This window comes from Planctomycetia bacterium, assembly GCA_034440135.1.
In the GTDB taxonomy this organism is placed as follows: Bacteria; Planctomycetota; Planctomycetia; order Pirellulales; family JALHLM01; genus JALHLM01.
In genome coordinates, this window is sequence record JAWXBP010000453.1 from 1 (window position 1) to 15,258 (window position 15,258).

The following is a 15,258-nucleotide window of genomic DNA, read 5'->3' on the forward strand; positions in this document are numbered from 1 at the left end:
CCCTAAAGGAATGACGGCGGCGATCGTCAGTTCCCCACATAGCGCGCGTAGATCGTCTTAGCCGCCGCTGGGTCGTCCGTTCCAGAAATGATCGCGCGGCCGTCGGCAAACACGGTCACCTGATACGGCTCGACCTGTAGCCGCAGCAAGAACGGATTTCGCATCAAGTTGCCGACGCCCGAAAGTTTGCGTTCCAGCTCTTCCAGCGACAGCCCCCAACCGGGCGGCGGCGCGACCTGCACCGAATTTCGCCCGCACAGCACCGTCGATTGACTGGCGCGGTCGCCAGCCAGCCATTCGAATTCATGTTTGCCGCAGCACGGGCAGTCCTCCTCGCCGCGGAGCTTGCTGATATCCAGTTGCCGGCAGCGATTCTCCCAGAGATCGAACACCTGCAAGGTGCGCGAAATGGCTGCGCGCTGGCCGGCCAGGATCTTCATCGCTTCGGCTGCTTCAATCGAGGCGATCACATTGATAATCGGCGCCAAGATCCCCGCGGTGTCACAAGTGGGCGTGACGCCCGGCGGGGGCGGCTCTGGAATTAGGCACCGCAGGCACGGGGTCTCGCCTGGCAGTATGGTCATGGTTTGGCCCTCGGCGCCGAGGCAACCTCCGTAGACCCAGGGAATGCCATGCTTGACGGCCACGTCATTCAGCAGGAATCTCGTCTCGAAATTGTCGGTGCCGTCGAGCATCACGTCAGCCCCGGCCGCGAATCCCTCCACGTTGCCTGCATCGACGTCGGCCACGATCGCTTCGATCTCGACCGTGGAATTAATGCGCCGCAGCTTTTCGGCCGCCGCCACGGATTTCGGCAACTGGGCCGCGACATCGTCCTCATCGAACAGCACCTGGCGCTGCAGGTTCGTGGTTTCCACAAAATCGCGATCCACGATCCGCAGCCGGCCTACGCCTGCGCGGACGAGCGTGTTCGCCAGCACGGTTCCCAAGGCCCCGCAACCGCAGAGAAACACGGTGCTCGATAACAGTCGGCGCTGTCCTGCTTCTCCCAAAGGTGCAAAGCGTGATTGCCGGGCGTAACGGGCCAGCGGATCGGACCGTTCGGCAGATTGTGGATCGTCAGGCATGAGTGCATCGTATCACCTGTAGCGCGGTTCGGTCAGCCGATGACACGTTGAGAAGTGTCCGATTGCGCGCCAAGAAAAAAGAAAAACGCGTGCATCGGCGAGATTTTATTCGTCATTTGCCCGGCTGCTTAGCCGGACACTCTGGAGATCAGAAACTCGAATGCCGAAGATCACAAAATCGGCGAATTCCGCACCGACGCAGATGCCGTTCGGCAACTTCGCAATTTATCGCAATCCCTGTTGATGAGACCAGTTAGGTGAACGGCGATAGCGGTTATTGGTGAAGAACTCGCGACAAGTCCGCGAACCGAAGTGCTAGTTCAGCCGTAGCAATACTTACGTTCGCTCGTGGATGGAGCATCGCATGTTTGTTCGATGATGGGTCCCGGGAAAATTTTGCCAGGGTCGGGTCCATAGCTCTTGTTGAACCCTGCCTGGGAATTGCTTACGATGTACGCTCCGGGACGGAACAATTCGCGGCCGGTATCAGGAAGGACCGTTATGTCACATTCGGTCTATTTCTTTCAGGAATGCCCCACGTGCGGCAGAAGCCTGAGGATTCGAGTGGATTTCTTAGGGCGCGACGTCGCTTGCCCACACTGTCGTGGTCATTTGATCGCGGCGGATGCGAGCAACAGCCCGTCGCTGTCCGACTCGGCAATCTTGCTCCAACGAGCGGATGATTTGATTGCCCAGGCGGAGCGCCGTAAGGCCCACGCGCCTCACACGAACGGCTACGTTCGCACGCAGTAAGGCAGACGCAAAATCAACCCGCGCGGCGATCTGGCCGCGCGTCGCGCTCGGGGCGTTTCCTCATGCGGCGCTTTCACGTAGGCTAACGGTTTTCGCCGTCCAAATCTGTCGTTGCGCGCCGCGGCGACCGCCACGGCGAGCCGCCTGCCGAAAGTCGATATGCCCCACGAGTTCTACGAGACGCCGCTGACCGCCCGTTATGCTTCGGAGGAAATGTCACGGCTCTGGAGCGCGCAGCGCAAGTTCAGCACCTGGCGCCGTCTCTGGGTCGCGCTGGCGGAAGCGGAAGCGGAGTTGGGGCTGCCCGTCACGAAAGCGCAGATCGACGAGCTTCGCGCTCATGTCGATGACGTGGATTTCGCCGTGGCCGAGGGCTACGAGCGCCGCCTGCGTCACGATGTGATGGCGCATGTGCATGCCTATGGCGACGTTTGCCCGCAAGCACGGGCGATCATCCATCTCGGCGCCACGAGTTGCTACGTCACGGACAACACCGATTTGATCCTCATGCGCGAAGGCTTGGGGATCATTCGCGATCGCTTGTTGGGCGTGATCGAAAACCTGGCGAACTTCGCGCAAGAACAACGGGCGTTGCCCTGCCTGGGCTTCACGCACCTCCAGCCGGCGCAACCCACGACGGTCGGCAAACGGGCCTGCCTGTGGATCTACGACCTGACGCAAGATCTCGCTGAAATTGAGCATCGCCTCGGTTCGCTTCAGGCCCGCGGCGCGAAGGGCACGACTGGAACACAGGCGAGTTTTCTGGAACTGTTCGGCGGCGATCATGCAAAAGTGCGCCAACTCGACGAATTGGTGGCGCACAAGTTGGGCTTTGAGTCCAGCTACGCAGTTACCGGTCAGACGTATTCACGCAAGGTCGACGCCCAGGTGCTTTCGACGCTGTCCGGCATCGCTCAAAGCGCGCACAAAGCGACGAATGATCTGCGTCTTTTGCAAAGCCGCAAGGAAATCGAGGAACCGTTCGAGCAGGAGCAGATTGGCTCGTCGGCGATGGCGTACAAGCGCAATCCCATGCGCTCGGAGCGGATCGCCGGCTTGTCGCGGTTTGTGATCAGCCTGGAATCGAGCGCCGCCCAAACCGCGGCGACGCAATGGTTGGAGCGCACGCTGGACGACAGTGCGAATCGCCGCCTCACTTTGCCGCAGGCGTTCTTGGCCACGGACGCGTTGTTGACGCTGTATCAAAATGTCGCGTCGGGTTTCGTGGTCTATCCCAAGGTGATCGAAAAACACCTCCGCGAGGAACTTCCGTTCATGGCCACCGAGAACATTCTCATGGCCGCCGTTGCCGCGGGGGGCGATCGCCAGGACCTGCATGAGCGGATTCGCCGTCACAGTCTCGCGGCCGCCGCCGTGGTCAAGCAGCAGGGAGGCGAAAACGACCTCCTCGAACGGCTCCGCACCGATGCGGCTTTCGCCCTAGTCAATTTCGACGACACCATCGATCCGCTCCGCTTCGTGGGACGGGCGCCGGAACAGGTCGACGAATTCCTCGCGGAGATCGTCGCGCCGATACTTAAGCGGTATGCGCAGCGAACAAAGACTTCCGCGGAATTGCGCGTGTAACAAGCACGGTTCCGGTCGCTTGAAAGCTCGGGTGGCTGGGGTCGAATGTACTCATTCGCCCCCAGGTCTAGCGCGCTGGGGGCGAATGAGTACATTCGACCCCAGCCACCCACGAGTCTTGATGGCCCGAACTTCTGGCTTTGAAGGATCGCTACGCCACAATCGACGGTTCGATCGGCGTCACAAATTCGTCCGGTTTGACGATCAACAGCGGGCGGCGCGTGTAATTCAGCACGCGTTCCGCGGTGTTGCCGAGGAACAGGCCAGTGACGCCGCTGCGCCCGACGCTGCCCATCACGATCAAATCCGCGCCGAGCTTCTTGGCATTCGAGTCGATCAACTGCCACGGCGCGCCATGGGCGAGGAGGTACTCCGGCGTGATGGACTCAGGCAAGTGCTGCGTCACAAACTCGCGCAAATGGTCCGCGGTCGTTTTCTTCAATTCACGGCGGTAGGCGCCCAATTGCTTGCCGGGTTGCTCGGCGACTTGCGGCAGTTCCAGCAAGTCCTTGTCATCAAGCACGTGCAATACGTGGAGCTTCGCCTGTTCCCGCACTGCCAACAGTCCGGCGTACCGCAACGCCTTCGCGCTGACCGGGGAGAAATCGACGGGCGCCAGAATTTGCTTTAGTTGCAGCGTTTCCACCGGCGGCGCCACCCAGACCGGCGCCGGGCAGCATTGTAGGAGCTTTTGAGCTGTGCTCCCCACAAGCAACTTCTTCACCATCGACATGCCGACCGTGCCGGCCACGACGAGGTCGTAGTGATGACGCAGCACGGCACGTACCAACTCCGCGTGGGCCTTGCCGACCAAGGTCACCGTTTCCAGCGTCGCTTCGGCCCCATACGGCGCGATGAACTTCGCCAGCTTCTCGTCGGAATCATGCCGCAGGTCGCGCTCGAACTCGTCGATATCGCCGGCCACCAGCTTCCACCGCGCCTTGGCGGGCATCGATTCCAGGGCGTCGCGCAAATCGGTCAGCACATGGGCAACCGTGACGGTCGCCCCCCACGACTTGCCGAGAGCCACCGCCCTGCGCAGCGCCACTTCGCTGGTACCGGAAAAGTCGACGCCGACCAAAATCTTCTGAATTCGCGCTTCGTCCATGCCGTCCTCGGTGAATGCTAACGCGTCATGATCGCCCCGAGTTGAATCGACCGGGAACCCGCTGACAAGGCAGTCGTCCGGTCAGTCGACCAGACCGTCAGACCAGATCGAGCCGGCGATTGCTGCGTGCCGGCCGGCTGCAATCCGCGCACACGCCGCTGACAATGAAACGGTGATGGGTCACCCGGAAGCGATGTTCCCGGGCCACGGCGGCGCGAATCTCTTTGACAGCGTCGCTGGAAAATTCGATCAGCCGTCCGCACTTCTCGCAGTGCAGGTGATCGTGCTGAGGGTAGCCGTAGTCGTGCTCGTAAACGGCTCGCCCGCCCAGGGTCATTTCTCGCAACAGGCCGGCGTTCACTAACTCCCGTAACGTGCGATACACGGTGGGGCGACTGGCTTTTCGTTGCGGGTCCACCGTCTGAAGGTGAATGATCAGACCCTCGGCGTCGAAATGGTCGTGCTGGCGAAACACTTCTTCCACGATCACCCGGCGGGGGCGCGTAATTCGCTTTCCCTTGCTCTGCAAGAATTCCTCGAATCGCGCCATCGGCTTGAGTGCGACTTCGACGGTTCCCAACGAAAAATCGTCCATGAGCGACTGCCCGACCTGCGAATGTGAACCAAGAAGAGTTATCAATAATGATTCTATCTTATCCAGGTTTCGCGGCAATTGGTGGGGATCGCGACGGCTCGACGGGCCACGGACTTCGACGGCATCGCTTTGGGAGGTTTGCGCAAAGTTTTCCGGTGAATTGGACGATATAGAGGGCGCATCGTAATCAATATCCCCTCGAATCGGCTGTCGGGCTTATGTCGGAGTTCGTCCCCTCGATCGCGCCGGAAGTCGTAGCCGCCTGTCAGGCCGGCGCCGGTGAAACCGCTCCGGCGCTGAGCCGTTCCCTGGACAGCTCGATCGAGGTAACTGTTGGCGAAGCCGCGGTTTACGACCCGGCGTCCCCCGACGCAGCTTGGGCAGGCCCCGGGTTGGCCGTGTTGCTGACGGTTGGCAGTGAAGGGGCGATCGCACTGTTGTCGGAATCCAGCGGGCTCCTGCCGGGCTGGTATCAAAAGCCGGACGCCACCGGCACGAGCAAGTTGGCGACGCTGGCGCAAGAGTTGGGCATGTTGCTGCTGCCCGAGCAGTTCATGCCGGACGACTTTCGCGCAGCCTACGTTCCACACTTGGGCGAAGCATTGGCCCGAGCGAGTGTCGCACAGGGCTCCGGCCTGGTCCCTCTGACGCTCACTTCCGGCGAGAAGCAAGGCATCCTCCATTTGCTGTGGCCTGCGTCGCAGCCCCAGGAGCTTTTCAACCCTCCCAAAGCCCCGGAACCGGCCGCTGAGCCCTCGCCGCCTCCGGTCGTGGTTGCTTCGCCTCCGCCAGCACCTGTCGAGCCCAAGCCGCAGCCCGTGGCGGCGCCGCATGCACCGGCGTTTGGCGGCTTGCCAACTTACACGCGAAGCTTGCTGCGAATTCAGGTTCCGGTGCTGGTGACGCTGGCTCACAAGCGGCAGTCGCTCAACAAAGTGGTCGAATTGCGGCCAGGCGCGATTATCCAGTTCAACAAATCCTGTGAGGAAATGCTGGAGCTCGAGGTCAACAACCAAGTGATCGCCGAAGGAGAATGCGTCAAAACCGGCGACAAATTCGGCCTGCGGATTACCGCCATGAAGCCGCCGGAGGAGCGATTTAAGACGGTCCGCAAGAGCGGTTGAACTGATACTTGCTTTACGCACGCCGCGCCGCTCACCCTTGACCCTGTCTTGCCCAGTCTCTACAAACGGTACAGGCCCCCACGCACTACTCAGACGAGATGATCGCCGCCGATGATGCCTGAGAGAAGTTGCGCAAAGGGGAATGCAATGCTGAGCTTGGATTCGCCGGAACTGCACAAGCTGGTCCAGCCGCTTCGCCGGCCGGACAATGCCACAAATTGGCTCTATCTGGCGATCGACTACGCCTCGCTGATCGTGGTGATGGGCGGCACGATCGCGTTCTGCCAGATGCACCAGGAGTGGGGTTTTTCCTCATTTTGGCTCGCACCTGTTGTCCTCGCGGCAGTCTGTCTCGTGGGGGCGCTGCAACATCGCCTGGCGGGTCTCGGGCATGAAGGCGCGCACTACATCCTGTTTCGCAATCGAAAGCTGAACGAGGCGGCCTCCGACCTGCTCTGCATGTTTCCTTTGTTCTCCACGACGGAACAGTACCGGCAGATTCATCTCGGGCATCACGAATACGTGAATGACTGGGAACGTGATCCGGAACTGTTAAACCTCGGGCACACGCGGATGATGGATCGCTTCCCGATGACCAAACGGGAATTCCTCTACCACTTCACCGTCGCGCTGCTGATCCCCAAGCGGTTGCTGCGCTACATGTGGGACAACATTTACGTCACCGCCGTCGGCAACGGCGTGCATCCTTACAATTTGCCGGCCGGGCAAGGACCCCCACTGCTGTTCGGGCTGTTCCGCATCACTTCGGTGCTGGGGATCGGCTATTTGGCGGTGATGATCGTCCTGATGGGTTACTTGAGCCACTTCGGAACGACGTTCAGCATGACGGCCACTCCATTGGCCATGCTGGCGGTGGCTGGTGCATGCATTTGGGCGTTGCCGATTCAGTGGTTTTTCAGCTCGCGGATTCGCCCGGTCTACTCCAACAAGATCACCAGCTTCCTGCGGTTGAGTTATCTCACTGCGATGGAATGCGTGCTGGCCTGGTCATTTTTTCTGACCGGCTTCGAGTGGGGCGTCTATTTCTGGCTGCTTTGGATGTTGCCGTTGTTCACGGTCTTCCCATACTTGATGCTGCTGCGCGACTTGTTCCAGCATGCCAATGCCGACGACGGCCGCTTGTCCAACAGCCGCGCAATTCTGTGCCACCCGGTGCTGCGTTGGGCGATGTTCATCTATGGCCAGGACTTGCACGTCACGCATCACCTGTTCCCGTTCGTCCCGCACTTCCGCTTGCCGGCGCTGCACCGACTGCTCATGGCGAAGTGCGACGAATATTCCCGCGAAGTGGTCGAAACGCAGGGCCTCTTGCGCGGCAATCGGGCGCTCCCGACGCTGCTCGACGTCATCGCCCCCAAGGCCAACGCCGGGCACTAAGGACGGCCGCGCGATCTACGTGCAGGGCGCCACTGGCGGCTTGTCCGTCTGTGGCGGAGTGGGGTCGCCACCGCTGAACCCGTGCCGCATTCATGGGCGCCGCAAATGCCTGATTTTTCCTGAGCTTGCTTTGTTGCGGCAGTCAATTGGTTAGATCAGAATCGTGGAGCCGTACTGGCCAAACCCGCGATACCCTGTTGATTTTCAAAGCGAGGCGCATCCATGCTGGGCACTTCTTCTCGACGGCGTTGGCTTCGGGATGCGGCACTGCTGACGGTCGGTGCGGCGTTGCCCGCGCGGCTCCATCGAATGGCTTCGGCGATCGAGCCGCTCCAGCGCGTGGGGGGCGCGAAGTTCAAATTCAGCTTGGCCGCGTACAGCTACCGCGACTTGCTGACCGGCGACTCGCCCAAGTTGACGCTGGAGGATTTCATTCGCGACTGCGCGACAATGGGGCTCGAAGGAACGGAACTCACCTCGTATTACTTCCCTCCGGAACCGTCGAACGAGTACCTCGTCAAGCTGAAGCGGCTGGCATTCGAACTGGGCTTGGACGTCTCCGGCACAGCCGTCGGCAACGACTTTTGCTATCCGCCGGGTGCGGAGCGCGACAAAGAGCTGAACGGCGTGAAGCAATGGATTGGGCATGCCGCGGCGCTTGACGCTCCGGTGATTCGTATTTTTTCCGGCAATGCGAAGGACAGTCAGTCCGACGAAGCGGCGCATCGCCTGGCCGTGGCGGGTATCGAAGAATGTTGCGCCGTCGCGGGCGAGCATGGCGTGATGCTCGCCTTGGAAAATCATGGCGGGCTCACCAATACCGCCGACGGCATGCTGAAGCTGGTTCACGACGTGCAAAGCCCCTGGTTCGGCGTGAATCTGGATACCGGCAATTTCCGCACATCGGATCCCTATGGCGACTTGGCCAGGCTGGCCCCCTTCGCCGTGAACGTGCAGGTCAAGGTGATGATGCAACCCGAGGGCGCCGCCAAGTCACAGGCCGACTACGCGCGGCTGGCGAAAATGCTCGCCGACGTGGGCTACCGCGGGTATATCGTCCTCGAGTTCGAAGAGGACGAGGATCCCCGGGTCGCCTGCCCGCGGCATTTGGGCGAAATGCGCGCGGCCTTTACGCCGCTGGGCTGATTCCAGTCGGCCGGTTCGATCGAAGCGGCTTTCGCGTCGCCAGAGACGCGGGCAAAAGGCGCTGGCTTCGTCTTGAGCCGTGCGGGGCGATCTTCTATGATCCCCGCCGCAATTCAATCTCCGCGGCGGCGCATTGTCCGGCGCGGAACGGCTCCCTCAATCACTTCGCGAGACGCACGGCACGCTATGACCGCAAACGTCCTGCTCACCGGCGGCGCCGGCTACCTTGGATCTGTGCTCGCGCCGGCCCTCTTGGACCGTGGCTTTCATGTCACGGTGCTCGACAACTTCAGCTTCCAGCAGGACTCCCTCCTGGCCTGTTGCGCGAATCCCCGCTTTAGCGTGATTCGTGGCGACACCCGCGACGCCGACGTGTTACGGCGAGGTCTGCGGCATGCCGATATCGTAATTCCGCTGGCGGCGCTCGTCGGCGCGCCGGCCTGCCAGGCCGACCAGACCAATGCCCGGTCGCTGAACCTCGACGCGATCAAATTGCTGCTGTCATTGCGTTCGCCCCGGCAGCGGGTGATCTACCCGACGACCAACTCAGGCTACGGGATCGGCGAGAAAGGCAAGCATTGCACGGAAGAGAGTCCGTTGCGGCCGATCTCGCTATACGGCGTGACCAAGGTCGAGGCCGAGGCGGCGGTGCTGGAAGCTGGCGATACGATCACTTTCCGGCTGGCGACCGTGTTCGGCATGTCGCCGCGGATGCGAATTGATCTGCTGGTTAACGACTTTGTCTACCGCGCGGTGAACGACCGGACCGTCGTGGTGTTCGAGGGGAACGCCAAACGCAACTACATCCACGTCCGCGACGTCGCACGCGCGTTCTTGCACGCGATCGACAACTACCACGCCATGCAAGGCGAGCCGTTCAACGTGGGCCTGAGCGACGCGAATCTCTCCAAGCTGGAGCTTTGCGCGAAGATCAAGGAACACCTCCCGAACTTCGTCTATCTCGAAGCCCCGGTCGGCGAAGACCCTGACAAGCGCGACTACATTGTCTCGAACGCCAAGATCGAGCGCACGGGGTTTCGGCCGGCCCATTCGCTGGACATGGGCATCACGGAGTTGCGCAAAGGCTATGAAATGCTGCGGAACAGCCGATATGGGAATGTAGGGTAGGGAGTCGACGAGCGTCGCAGCAGCGCTCGCCTTTAAGCGTTGTCAATCGGCGTGGTCTGTGAGCGGCCGTCGAATGATCTTGACGGTCTCACGTGCGCCGCCTACTCTCCTGCCGCGCGATGATTCGTGAGACCGCGCGCATGTTCCGTAGCACGTTGCCAACGAGGGCGCAAACGATGGTGGCGGCTGGCTCCATGAGACGCTGGTTTCTGTTCAACCTGCGGCGTGCCGTCGGCACGCAAGTATTGATCGAACGTTTTGTACTTCCCACCGGCGCCGGGATACCGGCACCCGCGCCTGTCGAGTACGCCAGGCAACCGGCGATTCCTAAGTCGCTTGCCTTTCCAGCGGCGACGGAGCCGCCGATGGTCTCGGCCGCGGCCCAGATGCTACGCGATCTGTACACGCGGATTGCGGACGCCTCGCTCTCGGACGAGCAACTTGGTTTTCATAGAGACCAAGTCCCCGTGCTCGTAGATTTGAACGGCGACCTGCTCTGGCTGCCCGGCGATTTGTTGAAGTATGTAACGCACACGCGACAAAACTTCAGCCCGGCCTACATCGTACATCTGCTGGCGGAAACGCCACACTATATGTGGATTCGCGATCGGCTGCGCCCCGGCGATACCGTGCTTGATTGCGGGGCGAATCTCGGCTTGTTTGCGACGATGATGGCCGCCCGCGTGGGGCCGACCGGCGCGGTCCATGCCTTCGAACCGAGTCCGCGCGCACGCCATGATCTGGCGCGTGTCGTGCACCTCAATGAGTTGAGCTGGGTGGTCATCAGCCCGTTCGCGGTCGCCGACAAATGCGGTCAGGCCACCTTCTGCGACGTGCTCGAAAATGACGTGCGACGCGAAGCGAGTCACTTGTCGACCGCCGTGCGCTTCACCGCGAATTTGGCAAAGCAGTCGATCGAAGTGCCGACCATCACGCTCGACCGTTACCTCGCGGAAACAGGCGTCAGGCCGCGACTCGTCAAGATTGACGTGGAAGGCGCGGAACTCGAAGTGCTCGACGGAGCTCGCGATTGTCTGCGTCGTTTCCGGCCGTTGCTGGTGATTGAAATTCATCCGGACGCTCAGACCGGACAATTCGATCATGAACGTCTCAAGCAGCACCTCGTTGAGAACAACTACGCATTCACCACAGACAATCGCGAGTACTACTGCGAGCCGAGATAGCCGATCGGGAGCTGAGCAAACAACCGGATGGCGTGGGATTGTGCGGATCGATAGACCGAGAGGAAAAGCATGCGAGTGTTGATCGCGGATTTCGACCTATTCAAGACCGTGGGCGGCGGGCAGACGTTCTATCGTTCGATCATTCAGAAGAATCCCGGGATTCAGTTCTTCTATCTCTCGCGCCACGAGCCATTGGACGCGCCGCGCCCGACGAACGCCCAGCCGATTCCCTTTCGCGAGCACTACTCCGCCGCTGATTTCCCTAAGTTCTCCGACGCCGTGCCGTTGTGGGCGATGTATGTCGCCGTGCGCGCCAACAACATCGCGCATACGGTCAGCGGCCTGAAATTCGACGTGGTCGACTTTCCCGACTACGAGCAATTTGGCCTGTTCCTGCATCCAGCCTTCGCGCGGCATCAGGTCGAGGTCGGCCGCGTGGCGTTGTCGATGCACGGCCGCATTTCGACCTCGATCGAACTGAACTGGGCCACTGAAGGCGAATGCAATCAGGAACTGGTGGCGCAAGAGGATATGCAGTTTCAGGCGGTCGATCTGCGATACGGACTGAGCCTCAGTTACCTCGACGAGTGGCGCGACAAGTTTGATCTTGCGTCCCACTATTTGAGCCCGTTGCGATTCATCGAGCGGCCCACCCCCAAGACCGTGCGAGTGTCGTCGAAGTCTCCCGACCTGTTGTTCGTGGGTCGCACGGAAAAGCGCAAAGGTCCCGATCTGTTCGTCGACCTGGCGTGGTGGCTGCCGCGCGACTCATTTCGCGACGCGAAGATCATCGGCCCCGAATCCTACGATCCCAATGGCAAAGGCTCCGGCCTCTACCTGTACACGATGGCGAACAATCGCCTGGGCGTCGACCAAGTGGAATTGCTGCCCACGGCGACGCCCAAGCAACTCGACGCGTTGTTTGCGACGCGCGTTCTCGCGATGGTTCCGTCGCGTTACGACACCTTCAACCTCGTGGCGATCGAATCGCTGTTGTCGGGCTGCCCGACGGCGATCGGCAACGGGGCTGGCGTGTGCCGCTTCCTGGAGGAAACATTCCCTGATGTCCCGTTCATCAAGATCGACATCGACAACGCATATGGCGCGATTCCGGAGCTGATTCAAACGCTCGACGACTATGACGCGTATCGCCAGGGATTGGTCGCCTCGCTACGGGACTCGCGACCGGAAGTCGAGGGCCCGGACTTACGGGAGATTTACTCCTCAGCGCGCGCGTTTGACTCGTCGGTTCGTAGCGAGTTGGACGACTGGTATCGCCGGTTGATGGCGCACGAGTTGACGCCCTTTCAGCGCAAGTGCGTAAAGCTGCGATCGAAATCTCGCGACACTATGCGACAAGCCACGCCCGCGGTGCTGAGGCGCGGCGTCCGCGCCATGCATCCCCGTCAACTGCTACGCAACGGCGCGGCTACGCTCAAAGCAACGCTCCAGTCGACACGGCTGGCCGAGCAACTGAAGAATCGACAGTTGCTGGCTCAAGCCAAACAGATGGCGGGCCGTTACCGCCAAATTCACTTGGCGCCAGAACGCTCCGATGCACAGATTGAATCGAAACTCAACATGTGCGCCGACCTCGTGTCGAGCCTACGCATCGACCGGGTGCGACTGTGGCGCGAAATGGGACGCCTGGAAACCTTGCGCGGGAATGACCTCGTGGCCGCGACGTACCAGTTGCGCGCGATGCGGTTGGCTGGCGGCGACCGCTTTCATGATCTGCCCAAAGCCACTGCAACCTTGGCCCGTTATGGCTACGAACGCGAAGCGGACGCGGCCGACGCCATGTACGCTGGTCACGCGGATTCGAACGCGCGCTGCGCGAATCTGATGGATCGCGCTTATGCGGTGAATCAAAGGGCGAACGTCGGCGACTTCGATTACGTCGACGATCGCCGCGACGATCAAAAGCGGCGCGTCTCGGTGATTGTCTCGCTCTACGACGCGGCGGACAAGTTGCCGATGTTCCTCCGCGCCTTGAATCTGCAGACGATGTTTCAAACGCAGCAAGCGGAGCTGGTGCTAATCGACAGCGGTTCGCCGACAGACGAGCGCCGGGTGTTCGAGCAATTCGCCTCGGATTGGGGCGCGGGAATTGTGTACGCTCGGACGGCGAAGCGAGAATCGATTCAGACGGCCTGGAATCGCGGCATCTCGCTGGCGCGCGGCAAGTACTTGAGCTTCCTCGGCGTGGACGAGGGAATCGTTCCGCCGGCTTTGGAAACGCTCGCGAACGAACTCGACGCCGATCCCTCGCTCGACTGGGTGCAAGCCAATAGCCTCGTCACCAACGTCAACGAGCGCGGCCATTGGCGCAACGACATCATGATCTACGACCGCACTGGTTACCGGCCGGCGTATGTCTATTTGGAAACCTGCTACCTATCGTGGGTCGGCGCCTTGTACCGGCGCGACATTCACGATCGCTTCGGCATGTACGACGGCACGTTTCGCGCTGCTGGCGACACGGAATTCAAAAACCGCGTGCTGCCGTTCCTCAATACGAAGGCCATTCCGGAAACGCTCGGCATCTTCTGGAATTACCCGTCCGGGCAAACGACTTGCAGCCCGCGGGCTGAGTTGGAGGACTTGCGGGCGTGGTACCTGCACCGGACTTGCGCCGGGATCCGCCGCGCGGTGCAAGCGGCGGACGCCACGGAAGTCGAGGACTGGGTCGTCGCCGCGCTCAAATACCGTAAATCATATTGTAGTCACTGGAGCACGGACGTCGAGTTCGCCGTCAACGCATCCACCGTGCTGAAGGAGCGCTTCCCGAACTCGCCCGTGAGCAAGTTGCACGACGGCTTGGCCGGCTTGCTGAGCGCCTACCGCACGGCGGACTGTCTGCCTAGCATCTCGCCTCTCGTGTTGCGCGAGGCTCTCCAGCAAATGACGTTGCTGGCGGAAAGAACCGCCGCGCACCACGGCCAAATCGCCGGGGCGCGCGTGCAACCGGCCTACCGCGTGTTCAACGACAACCGGCACGAGCAACACAACCAGATCTGGCGCGCCGCGGCATAGCGGCGCCGGATGGGACGTCACTACGCCGCGTTCGCTTGCGGCTCGGCCGCGCGCATGACTTCGTCCAGCAGCGTGCCGATGCGCTGGTTCATCATCTTGACGAATTCGCGCGGGTGCCACTTAGAGTCGAACTGCAAGGTTTCCCGGGAGAACTCTCTGCGCAGCTCCGCGTAGATGTCGCCGCACTCGCCGCACCAATCGCGATACGGCTGCAAGACGGGGACGAGCTCGTCGGCTTCCAGTGCGGACGACTGGTGGTTTCGTCCGACCCAGTCGTTCGGCAACGGGATGTCCGTTTGCAGGATGTCCGAGATCCGCCGCACCGTCATTTCGTCAAGCCATTCCAAGAGAATCAAGTGCGTGTGCGGAAACGCCAAATAGAGTTCCAGCGACGTCCGCAACGAGCGCAGCCAGCACTCGAACAGCGCGGCGATGGGCCGCTCCGGAAAGAGCTTGTGCATTGACCAGAGGCCTTCATGCGGCGCCCGGGCAGTAACAAAGTACTGCGAGTGATAGAAGTACCTCGCCTGGTAAGCGATGAAATCACTCTCCCAGTCGTCGCCCATGTAGTGCGGTTGCGGGCCGAAAGCGACTTTTTCGCCCAAATAGCGGTATTTGTCGCGGAATCGATTTAGAAACTCGTGAGGCGTGCTCGCCGGCGCGGCCGCCGTGGGCACGTACGTTCCTTTGTCGCGCGGATTGCCATAACCGACGTGGCGGGCGTTAAACGTGGCGGCAAAGTCGTAGTTGTCCCATCCGGCGAATTTGCCCGCCAGATCGTTGCAGAAGAAGAAGGCTTCTTGCAGCAAGTAGATCTCCGGCGACAAATTGAGGCAGTCGCTCAAGATCGTCGTGCCGGAGCGGGCGCTGCCGACGATGAAGACGCCTTGACGTTCGAGTGCGGAGTAATCCTCCGGCTTAAGTCTGTTGTGTTGTTGGATAACGCGACGCTCCTCGTGCTGCGCCGCCGAGTCCTTTTCCTCGCGACGCGCCATGGAAAGCAACTCTTCCCGCAGCGCCGGCTCGCGCCGGGCCCCCGCCCGCCACTCTTCCACGCGAGCCCCTGCGCCCGCTCGCGCCGCCGCGCGCGACGTCGGGGGGCCGCACCGGC

Annotated in this window: 11 protein-coding genes; 7 read left to right on the forward strand and 4 right to left on the reverse strand. The window is 61.3% G+C overall.

The window, feature by feature from the left end; genetic code table 11:
- Window positions 1-26 precede the first annotated feature (26 nt).
- Entirely contained in the window at window positions 27-1,088 is a 1,062-nt protein-coding gene (locus tag SGJ19_26125) for a ThiF family adenylyltransferase (GenBank protein ID MDZ4783740.1), read from the reverse strand.
- 912 nt (window positions 1,089-2,000) lie between these two features.
- Here SGJ19_26125 and purB point away from each other — a divergent pair.
- The gene (purB, locus tag SGJ19_26130) at window positions 2,001-3,428 is read left to right on the forward strand and encodes an adenylosuccinate lyase (protein ID MDZ4783741.1); all 1,428 of its coding nucleotides are present in this window, start codon (window positions 2,001-2,003) and stop codon (window positions 3,426-3,428) included.
- A 151-nt stretch (window positions 3,429-3,579) separates the two neighbouring features.
- Here purB and SGJ19_26135 read toward each other — a convergent pair whose 3' ends face one another.
- Together SGJ19_26135 and SGJ19_26140 are read right to left on the reverse strand one after the other, a co-directional pair.
- Window positions 3,580-4,536, reverse strand: a complete 957-nt coding sequence (locus SGJ19_26135; GenBank protein ID MDZ4783742.1) for a universal stress protein — start codon at window positions 4,534-4,536, stop codon at window positions 3,580-3,582.
- A 97-nt stretch (window positions 4,537-4,633) separates the two neighbouring features.
- Window positions 4,634-5,131, reverse strand: a complete 498-nt coding sequence (locus tag SGJ19_26140) for a Fur family transcriptional regulator (GenBank protein MDZ4783743.1) — start codon at window positions 5,129-5,131, stop codon at window positions 4,634-4,636.
- Window positions 5,132-5,349: 218 nt separating this feature from the next.
- Between SGJ19_26140 and SGJ19_26145 the strand changes: the two genes are divergently transcribed.
- The 6 genes from SGJ19_26145 (at window position 5,350) to SGJ19_26170 (ending at window position 14,147) form a co-directional block, all read left to right on the forward strand.
- Window positions 5,350-6,255 carry a FliM/FliN family flagellar motor C-terminal domain-containing protein gene (locus SGJ19_26145; GenBank protein ID MDZ4783744.1) on the forward strand — a complete coding sequence of 302 codons (906 nt, stop codon included), beginning with the start codon at window positions 5,350-5,352 and terminating at the stop codon, window positions 6,253-6,255.
- A 147-nt stretch (window positions 6,256-6,402) separates the two neighbouring features.
- The gene (locus SGJ19_26150) at window positions 6,403-7,653 is read left to right on the forward strand and encodes a fatty acid desaturase (GenBank protein ID MDZ4783745.1); all 1,251 of its coding nucleotides are present in this window, start codon (window positions 6,403-6,405) and stop codon (window positions 7,651-7,653) included.
- Window positions 7,654-7,875: 222 nt separating this feature from the next.
- Window positions 7,876-8,799 (forward strand): sugar phosphate isomerase/epimerase family protein, encoded by a 924-nt coding sequence (locus tag SGJ19_26155; GenBank protein ID MDZ4783746.1) that lies wholly within the window; start codon window positions 7,876-7,878, stop codon window positions 8,797-8,799.
- 186 nt (window positions 8,800-8,985) lie between these two features.
- Window positions 8,986-9,927: an NAD(P)-dependent oxidoreductase gene (locus SGJ19_26160; protein ID MDZ4783747.1), complete on the forward strand. Its 942-nt coding sequence runs from the start codon at window positions 8,986-8,988 to the stop codon at window positions 9,925-9,927.
- A gap of 194 nt (window positions 9,928-10,121) precedes the next feature.
- Complete coding sequence (locus SGJ19_26165; protein ID MDZ4783748.1) at window positions 10,122-11,111, forward strand: FkbM family methyltransferase; 990 nt, start codon at window positions 10,122-10,124, stop codon at window positions 11,109-11,111.
- 69 nt (window positions 11,112-11,180) lie between these two features.
- Window positions 11,181-14,147, forward strand: coding sequence for a glycosyltransferase (locus tag SGJ19_26170; protein ID MDZ4783749.1), 2,967 nt, complete (start codon window positions 11,181-11,183; stop codon window positions 14,145-14,147).
- Window positions 14,148-14,167: 20 nt separating this feature from the next.
- Here SGJ19_26170 and SGJ19_26175 read toward each other — a convergent pair.
- Window positions 14,168-15,258, reverse strand: a 1,091-nt coding sequence (locus SGJ19_26175) for a sulfotransferase (GenBank protein MDZ4783750.1), incomplete at its 5' end; no start/stop codon positions are given.